Source organism: Pseudoalteromonas sp. SG43-1, from assembly GCF_014164415.1.
GTDB lineage: Bacteria > Pseudomonadota > Gammaproteobacteria > Enterobacterales > Alteromonadaceae > Pseudoalteromonas > Pseudoalteromonas distincta.
In genome coordinates, this window is sequence record NZ_JACJFD010000002.1 from 26523 (window position 1) to 51456 (window position 24934).

A 24934-nucleotide genomic window follows, 5' to 3' on the forward strand; every position below is an offset into this window, starting at 1 on the left:
AAATAAATTAAGGAGTTGTGTATGAGTAAAAAGTTTACGCTCATTCCGTTAGTTGCTGCCCTGTTTTCAGGTTCATTATTTGCTGCTGTAGAAGCCGTCACTATTGACGATTTACCCCAGCTCAAGCAAGAGAGTCAACATGGTACTGCTAGCAAACGAGTGGCTAGCTTATTTGCTCGTTCACACTATACACCGGTTCAATTTAACGATGAGCTTTCTAGTAAAGTGTACGATCGTTATATCGAATCCCTTGATTTTAATAAAAGCGTTTTCTTAGCCAGCGATATAGCCTCATTTGAGCAATATCGTGATGACTTTGATAACGCTATTACTACCGGTAAATTAGACTTTACGTTTGATATTTTTAACTTAAGTCTTAAACGCCGTTTTGAACGTTACGAGTATTCACTTACTCTGCTTGAAAAAGAGATGACGTTTGATAAAGAAGATGAATACTTTTTTGACCGTGAAGATTCAGCATGGCCTGCGTCACAAGCTGAGCTTGATGAAATTTGGCGTGAGCGTGTAAAGTACGACGCACTGCGTTTAAAAATGACGGGTAAAGATTGGGAAGGCATTAAAGAGGTGCTGACCAAACGCTACAAAAATGCAGAAAAACGTTTAGTACAATCAAATTCAGAAGATGCTTTTCAAATTGTTATGAATTCGCTAGCACGCAGTATTGAGGCGCATACGTCTTATTTATCGCCACGTCGTGCAGAGCAATTCAAAATGGATATGGACTTAGAGCTTGAGGGCATTGGTGCCGTATTAAGCCCTGATGAAGATTACACCGTTATTCGCAGCTTAGTGCCGGGAGGCCCTGCAGATAAAACAGATCAAATTAAAGCTGATGATCGCATTATTGGTGTTGCTCAAGATGGCGAAGAGTTTGTAGATGTAATTGGCTGGCGTTTAGATGACGTAGTTGATTTAATTAAAGGTCCTAAAGGGACTAAAGTACGTTTACAGTATTTAAAAGGTGTTGATGCTCACGGCGCTCCGAAAGTTGTAGAAATCACTCGCGATAAAATCAGACTTGAAGATAGAGCGGCTAAATCAGAAGTATTTGAAGCAAAATATTCTGATTTAACAAGTAAAATTGGGGTGATTGAAATTCCTGGCTTTTACAATAATCTTTCGAAAGATGTAAAAGTAGAACTTGCTAAGCTTAAAGAAGAAAAGGTTGATGGTATTATTATCGACTTGCGCCAAAATGGTGGTGGTTCATTATATGAAGCAACACAATTGTCAGGTTTATTTTTTGACCAGGGCCCTGTTGTTCAAATTCATACCTTAAATAACCGTATAGAAGAGCAAAAAGATCGTGATGGTATAACTTACTATGACGGCCCTTTAACTGTGTTAGTTGATCGTTACAGTGCATCTGCTTCTGAAATATTCGCAGCAGCAATGCAAGATTACGGTCGCGCTGTAATTATTGGTGAGCAAACATTTGGTAAGGGTACTGTTCAGCAGCACAAAGGCTTAGGCCGTGCTTATGACCTATACGATAATGCGCTAGGCAGTGTACAGTATACTATTGCTAAGTTTTATCGTATTAACGGTGGTAGCACGCAACATAAAGGTGTTATCCCTGATATTTCGTTTCCATCAGCAATTGATCCTGCACAGTGGGGCGAAAGTAAGCAAGATAATGCACTTCCTTGGGACAGCATTGTTAAAGCGAAATATAAAAAACTAGGTAATTTAACCCCTATTATTACGTACCTTGAAAAACAACACGAAGTACGAATTAAATCAGAGCCAGAATTTGGTTATGTATTTAATGACATTACCTTATACAACGAAGAGAAAGACCGTAAAACTATCTCTTTAGTTGAAGCAGACCGTATTAAAGAAAAAGATGAAGGTGAAGCACGTGCACTTGTACGTACTAACGAACGTCTTAAGCGTTTAGGTAAAGATCCGGTAGAAAACTTAGACGATATACCAGAAGTAATCGAAGAGCTTGACCCATTTTTGGAAGAGGCTGCATTAATTACTCAAGATTATATTAATTATGGTCGCATAGCTAAGAAGTAATAACTGGTTTTACCTCTGTAAAAAAGGCGCATTGGCGCCTTTTTTACTACCTAAAATTTACTAAATTGTTATAATCTTCGATTACATAAAGTTGAGCTGGATTAATGACGCTCAATTAATGCGCTTTACGTGCTAAAAATAATAATTAAACACACAGCAAGTGTGTGTAGGAGTCTCTATTTTGAAGCCATTGGAAGATAAACCAATCAAACCCGCCTCGTTTTTTGATGCATTAATTCCTATCTCTGTATTAATCTGTTTACTTGGCGCGGCTGTATACTTATTCGGTGACAACTCTTCATCCGGTCCTAACCAAATAGCACTTTTATTTGCCACTTTTGCAGCGGCTTTAATTGGTCTTAAAAACGGTTACACATGGAAAAAATTAGAACAAGCTATGATCGAAGGCATAACGCTTTCACTTGGTGCTATTTTAATTTTACTTATGGTAGGTGCATTAATTGGTACTTGGCTACTTTCTGGGACTGTACCAACTCTAATTTATTATGGCTTACAAGTTATAAATCCAAGTTGGTTTTATGCAGCGAGTTGTTTAATTTGTGGCATTGTAGCAATGAGTATTGGTAGTTCTTGGACCACGGCTGCTACGATAGGTGTTGCTTTATTGGGTGTTGCTACGGGTCTTGGACTTGAGCAAACAGTAACCGCAGGTGCAGTTATATCTGGCGCGTACTTTGGTGATAAGCTAAGCCCGCTGTCAGAAACAACCAATCTAGCACCAGCAGTTGTTGGCGCTGATTTGTTTGAGCATATTCAACATATGCTGTGGACGACAGTACCGAGTTTTGTAATTGCACTAATTATATTTATATTCATGGGCTTTAATGCAACAGCTTCAAGCGAAGCAGGGCGCATTGATGAAATAACGGCTATTTTACAGCAAAACTTTAATATTGGTTTTGAAATGCTGATCCCGTTAATCGTACTTTTAGTTTTAGCTATTAAAAAAATGCCAGCATTTCCTGCTATCTCAATTGGTGCTGTTGTGGGCGCTGTTTGGGCTATGTTGTTTCAGTCTGATCTAATTGCTAGCCAAATTGATGTTTCTCAAGGACAGCTAGTTGGCTACTTCAAACTTGTTTGGACTACTTTCTTTGATGGTTTTAGCATAAGTACCGGCGATGATAAGATGGATTCCTTACTCAGCGGTGGCGGTATGGCTGGTATGCTTACAACTACATGGCTGATTATGACTGCACTGATGTTTGGTGCCATTATGGAAAAAACAGGTCTTTTGGATATTTTCGTAAAAAGTATACTTAAAATAGCTAAAAGCACGGGGTCGTTAATTGCGGCGACAATAGCTACGTGTATAGGAACTAACGTAATAGCGGCCGATCAATATATAGCGATTGTTGTACCGGGACGTATGTTTAAAGATGAATACGAAAAACGTGGTTTGAAGCCTGTTAACTTATCTCGTACATTGGAAGATGGCGGTACAATTACTAGCCCACTAATTCCATGGAATACGTGTGGCGCATACATGCAAAGCGTTTTACTTATAAACCCTTTTGATTATGCACTCTACGCTTTCTTTAACTTAATTAACCCTGTTTTAGCGGTTGTTTATGCCTACTTAGGCATTAAAATTTTACGTATTAAGCCAAAACAATCTGCCTAATTTTAAGCAGCTCCTTTTAACTTAAAAGGAGCTGCTTTGGAGTATCTATGACTGAATCAAGTAAACCTCAAGCACAATATCTTAAAGACTATACAGCTCCTGACTTTCTAATTGACCACACAGAGCTAACATTTGACTTACAGCCTTTATCAACCAAAGTAAGCTCTTTACTAACACTTACCCGAGTTGGTGATAAAAAAGCACCTTTAGTGCTTGATGGTATTGATTTGCGTTTACTGTCTTTATCTGTTGATACAGTTGATATAACGGATTATGAAATTGTTGGTGAGCAGCTAATAATTAATAACCTACCGGATAGTTGCCAATTAAGTATTGTGACCGAGATATCACCTGAGACGAATACTTCTTTAGAAGGTTTATATTTATCGGGCGGTGCGTATTGCACACAGTGCGAAGCGCAGGGGTTTAGAAAAATCACCTATTACATGGATCGCCCTGACGTACTTGCCACGTTTGATGTAACTATTATTGCGGATAAAAAGTATCTACAACTTCTTTCTAATGGTAATCAAGTAGATAGCGGTGAAACATCAGATGGTCGTCATTTTGTGAAATGGCAAGACCCATTTAAAAAGCCGAGCTATTTATTTGCACTTGTAGCGGGCGATTTTGATGTTTTGAAAGATACTTACACGACTAAAAGCGGCAAAGACGTAGAGTTAGCATTATTTGTTGATAAGGGTAATTTATCTAAAACACCTCATGCTATTGCTTCACTTAAAAAAGCAATGCAATGGGATGAAGAACGCTTTAATTTAGAGTATGACCTTGATATTTATATGATTGTAGCCGTCGATTTTTTCAACATGGGCGCGATGGAAAATAAAGGGCTAAACGTTTTTAATAGTAAATGTGTATTAGCTAATCAAGAAACAGCGACAGACAAAGACTACCATACGATTGAATCCATTGTAGGGCATGAGTACTTTCATAACTGGACAGGTAACCGAGTTACTTGTAGAGATTGGTTTCAGTTATCGCTAAAAGAAGGGTTAACTGTATTTAGAGACCAAGAGTTTAGTAGTGATTTAGGCTCTCGTGCACTTAACCGAATTGATGCAGTTAAAGTAATGCGTACGCATCAGTTTAGCGAAGATGCAGGCCCTATGGCGCATCCAATTCGTCCTGAAAAAGTTATTGAAATGAATAACTTTTATACTGTAACAGTATACGATAAAGGTGCTGAAGTTATCCGTATGATGCACACGTTACTGGGTGAAACTAATTTTCAAAAAGGGATGACACTTTACTTTGAGCGCCACGATGGGCAAGCAGTAACATGTGATGACTTTGTCAGTGCAATGAGCGATGCATCAGGTGTAAATTTAGAGCAATTTAAGCTGTGGTATAGCCAATCGGGTACACCGCGCTTAAATGCAATACAACATTTTGATAGCAGTTCAAATACGTATACATTGACAATAGAACAAGCAGCACCGGACAATCAGCCAGACAATAAACCACTTCATATACCTTTTGCTATTGAACTACTTGATGCGAATGGGGAAAGTATTGCTCTGCAATGTAAAGGTAAAAAACTAGATCATGTGCTTGATGTAACAAGTACGACTCAAACATTTAGCTTTGATAATATCTTAGAAAAGCCTGTTGCGGTTTTACTCGAAGATTTTTCTGCACCTTGTATTTTAAATCAGCAAACAACAGAGCCCGAACTATTGCATATTATGCGTTTTGCACGCAGTGATTTTTCACGTTGGGATGCACAACAGCAGCTATTTATTAAAGCGATTAAGTCTCAGATTACCGACACAACTAATAGCATGTTAAGCAGCGAAACTATAAATGCGCTACGTGTACTTATAAACACCAAAGAGGGTGATTTAGCCTTAATTGCAGAGCTGTTTAAACTGCCAAGTTTTGATACATTAGCCGCTGAATTTGAAGTAATACCTGTTGATGAGATTATTGAAATAACAGAAAAGTTTGAGCAACAAATTGCTGACGAACTTGCTGATGAACTGCTTGCTTGTTACGAATCTCTTGAAGATGATGGCAGTATAAGTGCAAGCTCCGTTGCTAAACGCGCTTTAAAACAAATATGCTTGCATTATTTGGCTAAAACTCAAAAGCCAGAGGCTGTAAGCTTTATTAAAGAAGCCGCAAGTTCGACTAATATGACCAATGTACTTGGTGCACTAAGCGCAGTGGTAAAAGCATCCCACCCTATACAAGAAGAGCTTTTGAATCATTTTGATAGTCAATGGCGCCATGATGTTTTAGTGATGGATAAGTGGTTTGCACTGCAAGCTATGCAGTCAGGCAATAAAGCTATAGATAATATTAAGGCACTTTACGAACATCCGTGTTTTGATTTTTCAAACCCGAACCGTGTACGTGCACTTGTAGGAAGCTTTAGTCACTTTAATACAGCACAATTTCATCGCTCAGATGCCCAAGGCTATACGTTATTAGGTGACTTGTTAATAAAACTTAATGCAATTAATCCACAAAATGCGTCTCGTATGCTAACACCGTTCATGTCATGGAAGCGTTACGATGATGTTCGCTCTCAAGCAATGAAACTGCAATTACAACGCTTAGCTAATCTAGATGGGTTAAGTGCTGATTTGTATGAAAAGGTTGAAAAAGCGCTCGCATAAATGATTGAGTATTATTTTACCTTAAGATTGAGCTATAACGAGTGCATGGATTACTACCATGGCCGTTTTAGCTCTTTACAAGTTGTAGAAGATGGCGGTAAAACGATTCGTTTTGCTGCTACACATTTGAGGCCCTTCATTTCAAGTTTAGGTGTACGTGGCCGTTTTAGACTCTTATTAACCCCCGAAAACAAGTTTATCCGCCTAGAGCGAGTGGCCTGACACTCGGTTTTTATGTTATATATACATAAAAATATTGTATTTTTGTTAATTTCAATTTGTCCTATTGTTAAATTGCGTGTATAAATTATCTGGTACGACGTCTTACCAATACGTAAGCGTCAACCAAAATATAAAGTATACGGAAGATTAGAGCGAGTATTTGTAATTTCACTGATTCGCTTCTATCGTTATGATTACACTAAAAACAATAACTTGATCACACAAAATGACCCGCGACAGGGGGGAACCAAAATGATAAGAAGATCGCTTTTTGTTAAAAATAGAATCGCTATAGGCATAGCAGCCGCTAGCTTAGGTTTATCTGCAGCAAGTACACAAGCTGTAACATTTGAAGCTGGAGGTTTTGACATTACCTTCGATTCAACCTTTTCATATGGGCAAAGTGTTCGCGTAGAAGACAGAGACTTTAGCCTAATTGGTAAAAGTAACAATCCGGCATTTGATTGGACAGGTTACAACCCTGCGCTAAACAACATTATTTACTCATCTCAAGATGTATGGGCTCAACCTGGCTCTTATTCAAATAATGGTGATGCTGGTAATTTAAATTTTGACAGTGGTGACTCATTTTCAAAACTTTTGAAGGGAACACATGACCTTTCAATAAATAAAGATAACTACGGTTTGTTCACTCGCTTCATGTATTTTTATGACTTTGCGTTGATGGATGGCTATCATGCATATTCAAATCCTACATCAGGGCAGGGGGTTGATCCGTGTGATGATAAAGACACTAAAGCACAAAGTTGTGCAGATATTCGTTTATTAGATGCGTTTGTGTGGGCTGATTTTGATTTAAATGATGGTAATAACCCTTTATCTGTCCGTTTAGGTCAACAAGTAGTTAACTGGGGTGAGAGTACACTTATATCTCATGGTATTAACGTAAACCCAGTTGATATTGACCGATTGAAAGCGCCAGGTGCTGAGCTTAAAGAAGCATTCATACCTGTAGGCATGCTTTGGGCATCGCTTGGCATTACTGACAACATTACCCTTGAAGGTTTCTACCAATACCAATGGCAAGAAACGCGTTTACCAGCAGCTGGTACGTATTTTTCGACTAATGACTTTGCAGCAGAAAATGGTTATCAGCAGAATGTTCAATTAGGTTTTACGTCTAATCCTGATATTGATGTTGCTTTTTTAACAGATAGCTTGAATAACTTAACATCTGATTTTGCATTAGCCGCAGCTGCACAAGGTATTGATCCTTCAAGTGCAGAAGGAAGTGCTTTATTAGCTCAAATGTATCTTGCATACCCAACTAAAGTTGCTTTAAAAGGTAAAGGGGATAATGGTAAAACAGAGCCTGAAGATGGCGGTCAGTATGGCTTACGTTTAGGTGTATTTTTACCTGAATTTAATGATACTGAAATTGCACTCTATCACGTGAATTACCATAGCCGTCGTCCGCTTATATCTGGTCGCGTATCAAACTTTTCACAAGCTGCAATTGCCCAAGACTTAGCGATGATCATGACAACAGAAATCACGTCAGATAATGTTGCTGATTTAACTGCTTTTTCTAAAGCTGAAAACGAGTACCCTGAAGATATTAAGTTATATGGTTTAAGTTTTAATACGACTATTGGCGAAACAGCCTTCGCGGGTGAATTTGCTTTTCGCCAAGATGAACCGCTACAAATTGATGACGTAGAGTTACTTTACACAGCTATGCCTGAGCAATTGGCGGTTGCTGGTATTCGTCCTGATTTTGCGGGTATTTCGCAAATGAGTATAGGCGATGCGGTAAGCTCAGTTGGTGCAGGTGAAGTTGCCAAAGGCTACATTGAACGTGATACATCACAAATTCAATTTACAGCAACACATTTATTTGGTCCTTCATTAGGTGCTGATAGCTGGGCTGTAGTTGGTGAAGTGGGTGTAGTTAAAATTCACGATATGCCTGGCTATGACGAAATGCGTTTAAATGTATCAGGCACTGGCCGTAGTGGCACAATAACAGGCCCAGGTACTACTGATTATTCAACATTGCAACTTGGTTTATCAAATGGCGCTGAAGAGAAATCATTCGCTACAGCATCGTCTTGGGGTTACCGCCTAATTGCGAAAGGCGATTACTTCAACTTTTACAAAGGTATTAACTTTTCACCACGTTTTGTATTTTCTCATGACGTAAACGGTAATACACCAGATCCTATGTTCTTATTTATCGAAGATCGTAAATCTTTAGGTGCTACGATGAACTTTAACTACCAAAATGCGTGGTCACTTGATGTGAGCTATAACTCGTTTTGGGGCGGTGGCGGTGTTAATACATTCTCAGACCGCGATTACGTTTCTTTTAACTTAAAATATTCTATTTAGGGGTAACATTACTATGATTAAAAAACCTACCCTCATCGCTACAGCATTTTGTAGTTTGTTTGCAAGCAGCGCAGCCTTGGCTAAATTAAACGCTGATGAAGTTGCTCAATTAGGCCAAAACTTAACGCCAATGGGTGCAGAAAAAGCTGCGAATGCTGATGGTTCTATTCCAGCGTGGAATAATGGAATTACAACAGCGCCTGCAGGTTATGAAGCTGGTATGCATCATCTTGACCCATTTACAGCTGATAAAGTGCTTTTCACTATCGATAAAAGTAATATTGAAAAGTACAAAGCCAATTTAAGTCCGGGTCAAATTGCTTTATTTGAAGCATACCCAGACACATTTAAAATGCCAGTGTATGAAACACGCCGCTCAGCTTCGTACCCTCAGTTTGTTTATGACGCGACTAAAAAGTTTGCACCGACTGCTGAATTAATCGAAGGCGGTAACGGTATTAAAAATACCGCGATAGGTATTCCTTTCCCTATTCCTAAAACAGGTTTAGAGGCAATTTGGAATCACTTATTACGTTACCGTGGCCAGTCTATTGAGCGCTTTGGTGGTCAAGCTGCACCGACTGCATCTGGCTCTTACAACTATGTTGGTTTTGATGAGCAGCTATTAGTTAAATACTCAGACCCAAGCGCTACACCAGCAGAGCTACAAGACTCAAACATTTTGTTTAAGTTTAAACAAAGCGTTACAGAGCCTGCACGTTTAGCTGGTACTGCATTATTAGTTCATGAAACAATGGACCAAATATTAACGCCGCGCCAAGCATGGACTTATAACTCGGGGCAACGTCGTGTTCGTCGTGCACCTAATGTTGCATATGATGCACCAGGCACAGCTGCAGATAGCCTGCGCACTACCGATGATTTTGATATGTTTAATGGCTCACCAAATCGTTACAACTGGACGCTAAAAGGTAAGCAAGAGTTATACATACCTTACAACAGCTATAAACTTCATAGCGACAAGCTAGAGTACGATGATATTTTAATGCCTGGCCATATTAACCCAGAACATACACGTTACGAAAAACATCGTGTTTGGGTTGTTGAAGCTAACTTAAAAGATGATACACGCCATATCTATAAAAAGCGTGTGTTTTACATTGATGAAGATAGCTGGCAAGTACAGGTAACTGATATTTATGATAACCGCGACCAACTTTACCGTGTAGCCATGGCTTATGGCCTTAACTATTACGAAGTTCCTACACAGTGGAGTACTCTTGAGGTTTATCATGATTTGAATTCTCGTCGTTATTTAGCAATTGGTTTAGATAACCAAGAAAAAATGTACGATTTTTCAAAGTCGTTTAACGATAACGAATTTACTTCAAGCGCTTTACGTCGCGCAGGTAGATAGTATTAAACTAGGCACTTAACAATATGTTAAGTGCCTTTTCCTTTCTCATCGCGTTTGTCTTACAGCGCGCAACGCACTCCCTAGTAAAAAGACAAACAACTCTCTCGTACAAGGCGATTAAAATTTATGAAGTATTTGGTATATGCCAGCCTGATAATAAGCGGTGCGAGTGTTGCACAAGAAGCCCCTAACTATGCAATCAGTGCAACAAATGCAGCTAAAACCTTACTCACTGATATAACTAACACGGGTAATGGCTTAATTGCTGTTGGTAAACACGGTACTGTTATTAAAAGTACATCGGGTGTTTCATGGCAACAAGCTGAGCTAGTTCCAACTCAAGTGCTCTTAACTGCCGTTGATTTTAGTAACGAAAATAATGGATGGGCGTGTGGCCACGATGCAACAATCATAAATACTACTGACGGTGGCGTTAATTGGCAGCTACAACAAGCATTACCTGAATTAGACAAACCATGTTTAGATATTTTATTTGAAGATGACTTAAAAGGTTTTGCAGTTGGCGCATATGGCATGTTTTATCAAACTACAGACGGTGGTCAACATTGGCAAAAACGCTTTTTAGATTCGCTACTTTTTAGTGATGATCGTGATTACTTAAACGATTTAAAAGAAAATGACCCACAAGGATACGAAGCGGAAACTGCTTCTATCTTACCGCACTTTAATCGTATAGAAAAAACAGACAATGGATTAATGCTCGTTGGTGAAATGGGTTTAATGGCCAGAAGCATTGACGATGGTCTAACTTGGCAAAGAATAGAAGAAGTTTATCCCGGTTCATTCTTTGCAGTTGCCTCTGATAGCACTCAAGAAATTGTGGCGGGGCTACGAGGTAATGTTTTTGCAAAGCAAAGTGGCGAAAAGCAGTGGCAGCATTTTGAAAATGTTAAAACAGCGACGATTAACAACATCATTAATTATAATAACAAACAATGGCTCATGCTCGCTAATAGTGGCGTTATTTTTCATCTTCAAGATGGGTTACTCACCCATGAGCAGCTTGCTGACGGTAAAGCGATTCTTGATGGTGTAATTTTAGATAACAGATTGATCATGGCTACAGAAGATGGCATTAAAGTGAAGGAGTTAACCCCTTAATGCATAAGTTACTCGATTTTATTGAAAAGGCGATTTTTAGACATCGCTTAATTATGCTTATAAGTTTTGCACTTATAACTTGTTTACTTGTATTTAAAGCGACTCAAATTCAACTTGATGCATCGTTTAATAAAAATATCCCGTTAAATCACGATTACATGAAGGTATACACTAAACATGAAAAACAGTTTGGTGGTGCAAACAGTATTTTAATTTCAGTATGTGACGACAGCGGAGATATATTTAATCCAGAATTTTTTACTCAATTAAAAGCGGTTCACGATCAGCTTTATTTTATTCCTGGTGTAAATCGTCCTTTAGTGAATTCTATATTTTCACCTAGTGCTCGCTTTGTAGAAGTAGTAGAAGATGGCTTTGCCGGTGGTCCAATTATTCCTGCAAACTTTAAAGCTGATACGCGTGGATTAGGTGTAGTAAAGGAAAACATTGAAAAAGCAAAAGTTGTAGGGCGTATGATTGCCAGCGATTACTCGTGTGCAATGGTAACGGCTCAACTTTTAGAAACAGATCCCCAAACACAACAAAAATTAGACACATTAGCTTTTGCACAAAAACTAGAAAGTGATTTAAGAGAGCCTTTAAGTACAGACAAAGTAAGTATTCATATTATTGGCTTTGCAAAAATGGCTGGTGATATAGCTGAAGGCGCAAAAGGGGTAGTCGTATTTTTTGCCATTGCTATCGCCTTTACCTTTATTATGGTTTGGCTATTTTGTGGCAGTTTAAAGCTAACTATTTTGCCTATCGCGTGTTCTATTATTGCCGTTATTTGGCAATTAGGCCTGCTTTCAAGTTTAGGGTTTGGACTAGACCCTATGTCTATTTTGGTGCCTTTTTTAGTCTTTGCTATTGGTGTAAGCCATGGTGTGCAGATGATCAATGCGATTGGCAAAAAAGTAGGTGAAGGAAAAAGTACGCGAATTTGTTGTCAGTCAAGTTTCAGGGCTTTATTAATACCTGGTGGTATTGCACTGCTTTCAGATACCGTAGGCTTTTTAACATTACTTACTATTGATATTGGTATTATTCGCGAACTTGCTATTACAGCGAGTTTAGGTGTGGCAGTAATTATATTTACAAATTTAATTTTGCTGCCAGTTTGGGCGTCGTACATGAACTTTGAAAACAGTGTACATATTCAATCTGGTGATGCTGAGAAGCCTAATATACTTGATAAGATCAGAGACATTTTAGTAAAAGCGACCGATCCTAAAATCGCTAAAATGATTATCGGTTTTACTCTTGTTTTATTTGCTCTAGGCTACTGGCAAGCTGATAAAATGCGTATAGGTGACTTACACGCAGGCGCGCCATCTCTGCATCAAGATGCCCGTTATAACCAAGACACCTTTTTAATATCGGATAAGTACACTATCTCGTCTGATATTTTAAAAGTAATTGTAGAGGCGTATCCTGCAGCATGTACTGAGCATGATGTGATGGAGCGTATAAGCCGTTTTCAATACAAAGTTGAGAATGTGGCCGGTGTGCAGTCTGCTGTAAGTTTGAGCTCTGTAGCTCAATCGGTTAACGCGGGCTACAACGAAGGCAATTTAAAATGGCAGAGTTTGCCAAGAAATTCAGCAAGCTTAGTACAGTCAACGTCTCGAGTTGAAACTAGTACAGGCTTACTTAACGGTGATTGTTCAGTTATGCCAGTGATTATATTCTTAGATGATCATAAAGCACAAACTATCGATACCGTAATTAAGAGTGTTAAGCAATTTGCACAAGAAGAGGGCACTGAAAAACTAGCATTTAAATTAGCGTCAGGACCTGTGGGCGTAATGGCAGCTACTAATGAGTCTGTATCAGAAGCACAAATACCCATGATGCTTTACGTTTATGGTGCCGTTATTATTTTATGTTTAATGAGCTTTAGAAGCGTAAAAGCAACAGTAGCCGTGGTATTACCGCTTTATATTGTATCAACCCTTGCCCAAGCACTTATGGTACAGCTGGAAATAGGCTTAACAGTTTCTACTTTACCTGTAATTGCATTAGGTGTAGGTATTGGTGTTGATTACGGTATTTATATACTGTCTTCGATGATGGGGCAGCTTAAGCAAAACGTACCGCTTAGTGTTGCTTATCGAAATGCGCTTGTTGAGCGTGGCAGCGCGGTTCTATTTACTGGTATTACATTAGCTATTGGTGTGAGCACTTGGATATTCTCAGATCTTAAATTCCAAGTTGATATGGGTATACTATTAACCTTCATGTTTTTAGTGAATATGTTAGGTGCAGTGTTGTTATTACCCGCAATTGGTAGCCTTCTCTGGACTGACCAGAAAAAATAATGTGAATACTTTTGCTCCTAAATGGCCAGTAATGGCCATTTATATCTATATTTTGTGAATAGATGACCAAATAGCTGAAATGCTTAAAATGTTTTCATCGAAAAGGCTGTTTATTAGCTGTAAAAGGGTTAGAATTTAACTGACTCCACGCTAATAATACGCTGTACAAATATTCTGCTTTTAGCAGTAATAGATTAAGGAACATACAATGACACGAAATGAAGGCCAAGCCTCGGTTATCCTAGATAATGTCTGTAAGCTAATCCAGAAAAAAGTTCGCGCTGATAATGTGTTACTCGTTGAGAAATTCGCCAAAGCCTTGTACAGCAATATGTCTAAAGAGGATTTGGCAAACCGCAACGATAGTGACCTATATGGCGCAGCATTAAGCCTTTGGAACTCGCTAGAAAAAAATACTACTGACGACGCTGTTATCCGCGTTTTCAATCCAGAAGTGGCAAAAGATGGCTGGCAGTCATCACATACAATCGTTGAAATTATCACTAAAGATATGCCGTTCTTAGTTGATTCTGTTCGTATGGCCATGACTCGTGAAAATATCGCCTCTCACTTATTACTTCACTGCCCATTAAAAATTAAGCGTGATGAAAACGCTAAAATTTCTGGATTATCAAATTTAAAAGCAGAGCAAGAATCTTCATCTACTAAAACAGTATTTTTTATTGAAATTGACCGTCAAACAGATTCTTCTGTGATTGAGTCTTTCAAAAAAGAATTAGAGTCTGTGCTTGTTGATGTATCAGTTGCTGTTGATGATTGGCAACCAATCCGTAAAAAATTGATTGCAGTGACTAAAGAGTTACCTAAACGTCATCATAATAAAAGTAAAGATGAAGTTTCAGAAACAACTGAGTTTTTAGATTGGTTAGCTAAAGATAATTTTACCCTAATGGGTTACCGTGAATATGAGTTAAGCCCAGTTCAAGGTGATTACCAACTAAAAGGTAAAATGGATACAAGCCTAGGCTTGATGAAAAACTCGACTGAAGAACACACTCGCTTATTATCAGAATTACCTGAAGTTGCACGTCAAGAAGCTCGTAGCAGCAACCTACTGATTTTAACAAAAACTAACTCTGTTTCTCGTGTTCATCGTCCAGCTTACATCGATTATGTAGGCATTAAGCGTTTTGACGATGAAGGCAATGTAATTGGTGAAGACCGCTTTATCGGTTTATTTTCATCAAGCTTTTACAATAACAGTGCTACTGATGTACCTGTGTTAAAAAGTAAAATTAATCGCATTATGGAAATGTGTGATTTTGCTAAAGGTACTCACGCTTACAAAGCTGTTTTAAATATTTTAGAAACCTACCCACGTGATGAGCTAGTTCAAGCGCGCGAAGGTGAGCTACTTGAAGTTGCTATGGGTGTGTTACAAGTACAAGAGCGCGATATGTGTCGCTTGTTTGTACGTAAAGATGCGTATGGTCGTTTTTTATCTTGTATGGTTTATGTACCTCGCGAGCGTTATAACACGGCTCTTCGTCGTGAAACGCAAGATATATTAGCTAATGCATTTAATTCTGACGATAAAGTCGAATTTACTACTTATTTCTCTGAGTCAACACTGGCGCGTACTCATTACACCGTTCGTGTGACCGACAACAAGATCGAATATAACGTGAAAGACATCGAAAACAATTTAGTAGAAGCTGCACGTACGTGGGAAGATAAACTTCAATCTGCTCTTTTAGAGTCTGCGGGTGAAGCTCGTGGTAACGATTTAAATCGTAAATACAGTAACGCGTTTGCACGCTCATACAAAGATGAAGTGCTTCCAAGTGCTGCGGTTGTTGATATTGAAAAGTTAGAACTACTTAGCGATGAAAACAAACTAGAAATGCTGTTTTATCGTCCTCAAGAAGAAGCAAACAGCAATATTGTACGATTAAGCTTATTCCATAAAGATGAGCCGATTCACTTATCTGATGTCATGCCAATGCTTGAAAACTTTGGCCTTCGTGTTGTTGGTGAAACACCATATTCAGTTAAAACTAGCGATGGTCGTATCAACTGGATCATGGACTTCTCGATGCTTATTGACAGCAAAGGGATGGCAGATTTTGATAAAATCTCAGCACGTTTTCGTGCTGCATTAACAAATGTTTGGGGCAACCGTCTTGAAAACGATGGTTTTAACCGTTTAGTGTTAATGGGTGGCCTAACAGGCCGCGAAGCATCTATCTTACGTGCGTACGCTAAGTACATGCGTCAAATTGGTGTAACTTTCTCACAAAGCTACATAGAAAGTACATTTGCAAATTATCCAAATATCGCAGCGCAAATTGTTAACTTGTTTGCTAAAAAGTTCTCAGTTAAAAGCCCTGCAAGTGCTAAAACACTTGAAAAGCTAAGCACGCAAATTTATTTAGAGCTTGAAAATGTAGCAAACCTTGATGATGACCGTATTATACGTTTATACGTAGATATGATTGTTGCGACGCTGCGTACTAACTATTTCCAAAAAGACGATGCCGGACAGTTTAAGTCTTATGTGTCGTTTAAAATACAACCTAGCTTAATTCCTGATGTACCACTTCCTTTACCTGCGTTTGAAATTTTTGTTTATTCTCCGCGCGTAGAAGGTGTGCATTTACGTTACGGCAAAGTAGCACGTGGTGGTCTGCGTTGGTCAGATCGTCGTGAAGACTTCCGTACTGAAGTACTTGGCTTAGTTAAAGCACAACAAGTTAAAAATACGGTAATCGTACCTGTAGGTTCTAAAGGTGGCTTTGTATGTAAACAACTACCGACTGAGCGTGAAGCGTTTATCAAAGAAGGCCAAGAGTGTTATAAAATCTTTATCCGTGGTCTTTTAGATATTACTGATAATATTGAGCGTGGTGAAATAGTACCAGCGCGCGATGTTGTTCGTCACGATGAAGATGATGCTTACCTAGTAGTTGCAGCCGATAAAGGAACCGCTACTTTCTCTGATATCGCAAATGGCATTGCTAACGAATACAATTTCTGGCTAGGTGATGCATTTGCATCTGGTGGCTCGGTTGGTTATGACCATAAGAAAATGGGTATCACAGCAAAAGGCGCATGGGAGTCAGTTAAACGACATTTCCGTGAAATGGATATTGATTGTCAATCTACCGACTTTACAGTCGTAGCAATTGGCGATATGGCAGGCGATGTATTTGGTAATGGTATGCTGTTATCTAAGCATATTCGTCTACAAGTTGCCTTTAACCATATGCACATTTTTGTTGACCCTAATCCAGATGCTGCTACATCTTACCCTGAACGCGAACGTTTATTTAATATGCCGCGTTCTTCTTGGGAAGATTACAATAAAGAGCTAATTTCTGCCGGTGGCGGTGTGTTCTCTCGTGCAGCTAAATCAATTACGCTTAGCCCAGAAATGAAAAAAATGTTGGGCACTAAAAAAGCTAGTATGACACCAAATGAGTTAATGAAAGCCTCATTAATGATGGAGTTTGATTTACTGTGGAATGGCGGTATTGGTACATACATTAAACACTCTAAAGAAACTGATGCCGATGTAGGGGATCGTGCAAACGATGCACTACGTATCAATGGTAGAGATTTAGGCGCTAAAATAATAGGTGAGGGCGGTAACTTAGGTGCAACGCAATTAGGTCGTGTTGAATTTGCAGCTAAAGGTGGTCGTGTTAATACTGACTTCATTGATAACGTAGGGGGTGTTGCCTGTTCAGATAACGAAGTTAACATTAAGATTTTACTTAATGGCTTAGTCGCTGAAGGTGACCTAACACGTAAACAACGTGATGAGCTACTTTACTCAATGACAGATGAAGTTTCTGAATTAGTATTAAAAGACTGTTACCGTCAAACACATACTATTTCAATTACACAGTCTAAAGGAACTTCAACGCTCAAAGAAAAGATTCGCTTTATTCATGCGCTTGAAAAAGAAGGCAAGTTAAACCGTGCTATCGAATTTATTCCAAGTGATGAAGAATTAGCAGAACGCGCCGCTGCAGGTAAAGACTTAACTCGTCCTGAGCTTTCAGTGCTAGTGTCTTACGCAAAAATGGTATTAAAAGAGTCTTTAGTAAGTGATGAAATTACTGAAAACCCTTACTATCGCCAATTGCTTGTTAAGTCATTCCCACGCCCATTGCGTGAGAAGTTTAACGATGCGATGAACAACCACCCACTTCGTAAAGAAATTATTGCAACTAAACTTGCTAACAGTATCGTTAACGATATGGGTTTAAACTTCATGGTACGTATGCATGAAGAAACCGGTGCTAATGAAGCTGAGATAGCAATGTGTTACTCAATTGCTAGCGAAATATTTGAAATGCGTGAAACATGGTCTTCTATTAGTGCACTTGATAATAAAATACCAGCAGCAGTTCAAACTGAAATGCTTTACCAACTTCGTCGTACTGTGCGCCGAGCAACGCGTTGGTTCTTACGTCATCGTAATAAGTCACAAACTATTGAACAAGGAATTGAATTCTTTGCGCCAACCTTTAAAGATTTAAGCGATAACTTAAATACGTATATGATTGAAAAAGAAAATGATCGTATTGTAATTGAGGCCAATAAGTTAATTGACGCGGGCGTTCCAACAGATATAGCTAATCGTATTGTTTCTTTATCAAGCTTATTCTCTGTGATGGATTTAGCAGAAGTTGCGAATAGTTCAGGTAAGAGTATTTCGATGGTGTCCAATACTTACTTTAAACTAGGTGCAAGAATGGGTCTGCATTGGTTCTTAGAGCAAATAACTAAGCAACCAGTAGCAAATCATTGGCAAGCACTTGCTCGCTCGTCTTATCGAGAAGAGCTTGATTGGCAGCAACGTACGTTATCTGAAGTTGTATTAAATAGCTTTGAAGGTGATGAGAGCGATGTTGATAGTCAAATAGACGAGTGGATGGATAGCCAAGATTTATTACTTCAACGCTGGAAACAAATGCTGGCTGAGTTTAAAACATCACAAAGCCACGACTTTGCTAAGTTCTCGGTTGCACTTCGTGAACTTATGTTGTTAAGCCACAATTGTGATACGTCAGGAAAATAATTTAGCTTTAATCAGTTAATTGTTTAGTAAATAAATAACTGATTGTTAAAATTGTTATACAATACCTCAGCCTTGTCTGAGGTATTTTTTTGTCTAAAATTTAAAAAGAGGATTATATTGATGTTTTATGATTTAGCTCGCCGTTTTATGTTTACCCGTGATGCGGAGTGGGCGCATGAGTTTGCACTTAATAATCTTCGTCGTTTTACCAATACACCTTTAAATTTAGCTTGGTCGCAAAATATTTCTGATAAGCCAGTCGACTTTTTGGGTCTGAAATTTAAAAACCCTGTAGGGCTAGCAGCTGGCCTTGATAAAAATGCGGAATGTATTGATGCATTCAGCCAAATGGGCTTTGGTTTTATTGAAGTTGGCACTATTACGCCGCGTGCTCAAGCTGGTAATGATAAACCTCGTATTTTTAGGTTGCCAGAATCAAACGCTATTATTAACCGTATGGGTTTTAATAATAAAGGCGTTGATAACTTAGTTGCAAATGTAAAAGCAGCAAAATACAGCGGCATACTCGGTATTAATATTGGTAAAAATAAAGATACGCCAAATGAACAAGGTAAAGATGACTATATTTATTGTATGCGTAAAGTATTTGAACATGCCTCATATATTACGGTAAATATTTCATCACCAAATACACCTGGCTTGCGTGATTTGCAATATGGCGCTGCACTTGATGATTTACTGCAAAGTCTTAAAAACGAACAGTTAGATTTAGTTGCAAAGCACAATAAACAAGTGCCTATGCTTGTAAAAATTGCACCGGATCTAGATCAAATTCAAATAGAGCAAGTAAGTGAGTCACTTTTAAATAATAAAATCGATGGTGTAATTGCCACCAACACCACGCTTGAGCGAGCTGCAGTTATGGGCCAGCTATATGCAGAAGAAGCCGGCGGTTTATCAGGTCACCCAGTTAGAATGCGTTCTACAGAGGTAGTGAGTGAATTGAAACGCTTAACACAAGGTAAGTTACCAATCATCGGAGTAGGCGGAATAGATGATGCGCAATCTGCAAAAGAAAAGTTCGATGCAGGCGCAAATTTAGTCCAGGTTTATACTGGGTTCATCTACAAAGGTCCACAATTGGTAAAGTCGATCGTTAACGGCTTATAAGGATCAGTTATCTAAGCTTTTGATCGTTCGATAAATGTTCTAAGCAGGCATTTTAAAAGTGGTCAAAAGCGGTTATACTGTGAGCAATAATTATTCAACATACCCAAGGAGGAGTAAATGTTACAAGCATCAAAGCAATGGCAGTGGATTACTTGTCCTAATAAAAATCGTTTGTTACTTGATTTAAATGACGACATGCAATTATGTACGCCCTATAAGTTAAGACAACTCACCGATTCTGTTTTTAAAAATCCACGTTTTAGTCTAGAAGATGCTGCATTTTATGAACAAGTTTATAACTATTTAGATGGGTTTGAATTGTGGTCTGCTGCTCAAATTTGTCAAATATCGCTAAATGCAACCGCTGTTAAATATCACTTAAAACCCGTTTTATCAAAAAGCTGGTTTTTTGAAGAGTACACTGGAACAGAGCCAAGTGTAGAAGCAATAGTTAAATTAATATCTAAAACGCAGACTGGCGATTTTTTAATTGTAGAGCATTGCCCTGATGCATCTATTTGCTTAAATTTAAGCGAAACCTTTAAATTAGACGAAAATTTATCTTTAGCGCAATTTGAAGTAATCCGTATTTTGAATAATCGAGTACACCCCATCCTAAATCAGCAATATCAAAGCCAAACCGCCTAACCAAATTTAAGTCTTAAGCGTGTCTTTATGGCGTGTTTGTCGCCCAACCTATGTTATAATCCTGCGCAATTAGCTATTAAGGGTTATTACTTTGCAATTTATCGCACTTACTTCTATCGGAATCGAAAATTTATTGGTTGATGAACTAACAGAACTTGGCGCAACTGTGTCTAAGCAAACTGTTGGTTCTGTTCGTTTTGAGGCTGACTCATTACTGGCGCAAAAGGTTTGTTTATCAAGTCGTTTTGCAACGCGTGTGCTTATGCTTATTGAAGAAAAAGAAGGCGTAGATGACAAGAATAGCCTGTATAATTTTGCTCGCTCGCAACCTTGGCAAGAGTGGTTTGGACCAACTCAAACATTCGCTGTCGACTTCAACGGTACCAATGACTCATTAAAAAACACACAATTTTCGGGTCTTGTAATAAAAGATGCGATTGTTGACTACTTTAATGATTTATACGAGCAGCGTCCTAACGTTGATAAGCAAGATGCAAATGTGCGTGTTGTTGCACGATTAAATCGTTACGGCGTTTCTATGTATATTGATTATTCGGGCCCTCGTTTGTCTGAACGTGGTTACCGCCAAGGTCAAGGTAAAGCACCAATTAAAGAACATTTAGCTGCTGCATTAATTAAACGAAGTGGTTGGCTTGATAATGTAAAACAACCTTTATTCGATCCATGTTGTGGTGCGGGTACTATTTTGATAGAAGCTGCGGGTATGGCGCGAAACGAAGCGCCAGGATTATTCCGTGAAGGTTTTGCTTTTGAGCGTTTACCAAGTTTTAGAGCCGCTAAGTTTAAAGAGCTTAAAGAAGAGTTACTCGCTAATATTACCGATCCTAAATTGTGGTTAATTGGCCACGATTACGATGAACAAGTATTAAGTAAAGCAATTGATAATGCTAAACGAGCCGAGCTTGACGACGTGATTAAGTTTAAGCAAAGTGATGCAACTAAACTTACAGCTGTTGCAAAATTACCGGGTGTTGTAATTTCAAACTTACCATATGGTGAGCGTATTGGCTCTATGGCTGAGCTTGTTGATTTACACCGTAATTTAGGCGTTGGCTTTAAAAAGCACTTTAATCACTGGAAACTTGCCTTACTTGGTATGGACGAGAGCTTATTTAAACTTTTAAAACTTGTGCGCCTTAAGCGTTATAAATTTAAGAATGGCCCGCTTGATGTAGAACTTAACTTATATCAATTAGATGATAAGCAAGTCAGTTTGACCACAGATGATAAAAAAGCACTTAACTTTGAAGGCTCAACGTCATTTGCAAATAGATTGAAAAAGAATAAGCAAGGCTTAAAAAACTGGCTTAAGCAAAATAAAATAGATGCTTATCGCGTCTATGAAGCGGATATCCCTGAATACAATGTTGCTGTAGATATTTATGGGGACTCTGCTGTAATTTTTGAATATGCAGCGCCTAAAGAAATTGATGAAAAAACATCAGAAAAGCGTCTGCAAGACGTAATAAGTTTAACGGCTCAACAGCTTGAAATTTCACCTGAAAACATTGCTGTAAAAGTACGTAAAAAGCAGAAGGGCGAAGATCAATACACCGCTATGTCTAAACAAAACCGTACTATGGTTGTTGAAGAGTTCGGTGCTAAGTTTAAAGTTAATTTATTTGACTACTTAGACACAGGCTTGTTTTTAGACCACCGCTTAATGCGTCGTTATATTCAAGAAAATGCGAAAGATAAGCGCTTTTTAAACTTGTTTGCATATACAGGTACAGCTTCTGTACATGCTGCTCTTGGTGGTGCTAAAGCCATTACTACAGTTGATTTATCAAAGACCTACTTAAAATGGGGCCAAGATAACTTTGATTTAAATGGTATTAGTAATACACGATACCGCTTTGAACAAGCAGATTGTTTAAAATGGTTAGAGCACGCAACAGCGCAATACGATTTGATATTTTTAGATCCTCCAACGTTTTCAAACTCAAAACGTATGAAAGATGCATTTGATGTTCAGAGCGATCATATTAAATTATTAACGTGGGTAAAAAAGATTTTAAGCCCATCGGGTACGTTGATTTTCTCTAATAACAAACGTGGTTTTGTAATGGATGAAGTTGGCCTGATTGGTTTAGGTTTAAAAGCCGTTAATATCTCAGATAAAACGCTATCACCAGACTTCAAACGTAATAAAAAAATCCATAATAGCTGGCTAATTACGCATGGCTAAATGGATTTTATATCATACTGATGGTTGCCACTTGTGCGAACAGGCTGAGCAACTTATCACTGATGTACTAAATGACAACAGTGAGTTATTACTAATCGATATTATGACTGATGAGCAGCTTATTGCTGAGTATCAAATTACTATTCCTGTATTAAAAAGTGAAAAAGGCGAGAAATTATATTGGCCTTTTACTTTACACTCTGTGCGCGAATTTTTAGCACAAGCAGAATAAGAGCAAATAAGAACTATGGATTTAATAAGAATTTTAAAAGCACAACTTGCTTTTGGTACACATGCTTTGCTTAACAAAGCAGACGCCGTTATAGAAAGTGGCGAAAGAGTGTGTGTAGTTGGTCGAAATGGCGCGGGTAAGTCAACGTTATTAAAAGTACTCGATGGACAAGTTGTTTTAGATGACGGTGAAATAAATCAGCTTGGTGGTATTCGAATTTCTCGTTTAGAGCAAGATCCACCAAAAGGTGCAAGCGGAACTGTATTTGATTACGTTGCACAGGGTATGCCAGAAATCGCTAACCTACTCATTGATTTTCATCATGTTAGCAACGAACTGCAAACACAATGTACTGATAAGTTATTAAATAAACTTGAACGTTTATCAAACCAACTTGAAGCCGCTGATGGTTGGCGTTTTGATAGCCGAATTCAATTAGTTTTGACACAATTAGAATTAACACCAGAGGCTAAGCTTGAGTCTCTTTCTGGTGGCTGGTTACGTAAAGTAGCACTTGCGCGTGCACTTGTAAGTGAGCCTGACTTATTATTACTAGATGAGCCAACAAACCATTTAGATATGGCAAGTGTAATGTGGCTTGAACAGTTTTTAAAAGAATTTAAAGGCGGCATTGTATTTATATCGCATGACCGTGCGTTTATTCGCGCTGTCGCTACGCGTATTTTAGATTTAGATCGCGGTAAACTTATTTCCTACCCAGGTGATTACGCGACTTATCTAGAGCAAAAAGCGCATGATTTAAAAGTAGAAGAAGCGCAAAATGCATTGTTTGATAAGCGTTTAGCTGAAGAAGAAACGTGGATTCGCCAGGGTGTTAAAGCGCGAAGAACGCGTAACGAAGGGCGTGTTCGAGAGTTAAAACAGCTACGTAATGAGCGCAAGCAACGTGTTGATCAAGTTGGAAAAACTGACTTTAATATTGAAACAGCTGATCGCTCAGGTAAGTTGGTATTTGAAGCTAAGAACCTTTGCCATGCATTTAAAGACAAAGTTATTGCTGATGATTTTTCGACACTTGTAATGCGTGGCGACAGAATTGGCTTAGTAGGCCCAAATGGTATTGGTAAAACAACACTATTAAAACTAATGTTTGGTGATTTAGAACCAGATAGTGGTATTACTAAGCAAGGTGTTAATTTAGAGTTTGCTTACTTTGACCAATACCGTGAAAAACTTGACGAAGAAGCAACTGTTCAAGATAACGTTGCCGAAGGTAAACAAGAAGTGATGATGGGCGGTCGTTCACGTCATGTTTTAGGTTACCTGCAAGACTTTCTATTCCCTCCAGCCCGCGCTCGAACCCCGGTTAAAGCACTCTCTGGTGGTGAAAAAAATAGACTGCTATTAGCTAAACTGTTTTTAAAACCATCTAATATACTTGTTCTCGATGAGCCAACGAATGACTTGGACATTGAAACGTTAGAGTTACTAGAGGACATTATTAATCAATATCAAGGTACAGTGCTGATTGTAAGCCATGACCGAGAATTTATTGATAATACATGTTCTAGTGTATGGGCATTTGAAGGCAATGGTAAAGTAACAGATATCGTCGGTGGTTATAGCGACTATGAAGCTTATGTAGGTTACTTAGCTGAACAAGAAAAAAAAATTCAGCAACAACCAGTAAAAAAAGTTGAAAAAGTAGCCGCTCCAGCTGCAAAACCAGCAGCTAAGACAAATAAACTCTCTTACAAATTAAAACTTGAATTAGAGCAACTACCGAATAAAATGGAAAAACTAGAAGCTGAAATTGAAGCTCAACAAGCTGTAGTGAGTGACGCAAACTTTTTTAAACAAGAGAGTGATGTAACAACTAAAGCATTGAACCATTTAGCACAACTTGAGTCTGACCTTGAAGCTGCCCTTGAGCGCTGGGAAGAACTTGAAGAATTACAGAATCAGTAGTAAGGAT

At 38.5% G+C, this 24934-nt stretch carries 14 protein-coding genes; all 14 read left to right on the forward strand.

Going from position 1 to position 24934, the window contains the following annotated elements:
* Positions 1-21 precede the first annotated feature (21 nt).
* The 14 genes from prc (at position 22) to H5159_RS02340 (ending at position 24927) form a co-directional block, all read left to right on the forward strand.
* Positions 22-2046 (forward strand): carboxy terminal-processing peptidase, encoded by a 2025-nt coding sequence (gene prc / locus H5159_RS02275; protein ID WP_165723491.1) that lies wholly within the window; start codon positions 22-24, stop codon positions 2044-2046.
* A 181-nt stretch (positions 2047-2227) separates the two neighbouring features.
* Positions 2228-3691 carry a Na+/H+ antiporter NhaC gene (gene nhaC, locus H5159_RS02280; RefSeq protein ID WP_002961908.1) on the forward strand — a complete coding sequence of 488 codons (1464 nt, stop codon included), beginning with the start codon at positions 2228-2230 and terminating at the stop codon, positions 3689-3691.
* Between the two features lie 47 nt (positions 3692-3738).
* On the forward strand, positions 3739-6333 hold the full coding sequence (gene pepN / locus H5159_RS02285; RefSeq protein WP_182779637.1) for an aminopeptidase N: 2595 nt from the start codon (positions 3739-3741) through the stop codon (positions 6331-6333).
* The gene (locus H5159_RS02290; protein ID WP_010552655.1) at positions 6334-6555 is read left to right on the forward strand and encodes a DUF2835 family protein; all 222 of its coding nucleotides are present in this window, start codon (positions 6334-6336) and stop codon (positions 6553-6555) included.
* A 252-nt stretch (positions 6556-6807) separates the two neighbouring features.
* Positions 6808-8907, forward strand: a complete 2100-nt coding sequence (locus H5159_RS02295) for a DUF1302 domain-containing protein (RefSeq protein ID WP_182779638.1) — start codon at positions 6808-6810, stop codon at positions 8905-8907.
* Positions 8908-8920: 13 nt separating this feature from the next.
* Positions 8921-10285: a DUF1329 domain-containing protein gene (locus tag H5159_RS02300; RefSeq protein WP_182692350.1), complete on the forward strand. Its 1365-nt coding sequence runs from the start codon at positions 8921-8923 to the stop codon at positions 10283-10285.
* A 126-nt stretch (positions 10286-10411) separates the two neighbouring features.
* On the forward strand, positions 10412-11407 hold the full coding sequence (locus tag H5159_RS02305; protein ID WP_182779639.1) for a YCF48-related protein: 996 nt from the start codon (positions 10412-10414) through the stop codon (positions 11405-11407).
* Positions 11407-13728: an RND family transporter gene (locus H5159_RS02310; protein WP_182711197.1), complete on the forward strand. Its 2322-nt coding sequence runs from the start codon at positions 11407-11409 to the stop codon at positions 13726-13728. The genes H5159_RS02305 and H5159_RS02310 overlap by 1 nt, the downstream gene beginning before the upstream one ends.
* 208 nt (positions 13729-13936) lie before the next feature.
* Positions 13937-18778 carry an NAD-glutamate dehydrogenase gene (locus tag H5159_RS02315; protein WP_182779640.1) on the forward strand — a complete coding sequence of 1614 codons (4842 nt, stop codon included), beginning with the start codon at positions 13937-13939 and terminating at the stop codon, positions 18776-18778.
* Between the two features lie 120 nt (positions 18779-18898).
* Positions 18899-19909: a quinone-dependent dihydroorotate dehydrogenase gene (gene pyrD, locus H5159_RS02320; protein WP_182779641.1), complete on the forward strand. Its 1011-nt coding sequence runs from the start codon at positions 18899-18901 to the stop codon at positions 19907-19909.
* Positions 19910-20026: 117 nt separating this feature from the next.
* Positions 20027-20557, forward strand: a complete 531-nt coding sequence (locus H5159_RS02325; protein ID WP_182692355.1) for a cell division protein ZapC domain-containing protein — start codon at positions 20027-20029, stop codon at positions 20555-20557.
* A gap of 91 nt (positions 20558-20648) precedes the next feature.
* The gene (gene rlmKL, locus H5159_RS02330; RefSeq protein ID WP_182779642.1) at positions 20649-22766 is read left to right on the forward strand and encodes a bifunctional 23S rRNA (guanine(2069)-N(7))-methyltransferase RlmK/23S rRNA (guanine(2445)-N(2))-methyltransferase RlmL; all 2118 of its coding nucleotides are present in this window, start codon (positions 20649-20651) and stop codon (positions 22764-22766) included.
* A complete protein-coding gene (locus H5159_RS02335; protein ID WP_002961779.1) occupies positions 22759-22998 on the forward strand; it encodes a glutaredoxin family protein in 240 nt (79 codons plus the stop codon). Before rlmKL ends, H5159_RS02335 begins: the two co-directional genes overlap by 8 nt.
* 15 nt (positions 22999-23013) lie before the next feature.
* Positions 23014-24927 carry an ABC transporter ATP-binding protein gene (locus tag H5159_RS02340; RefSeq protein ID WP_002961781.1) on the forward strand — a complete coding sequence of 638 codons (1914 nt, stop codon included), beginning with the start codon at positions 23014-23016 and terminating at the stop codon, positions 24925-24927.
* Positions 24928-24934 lie beyond the last annotated feature (7 nt).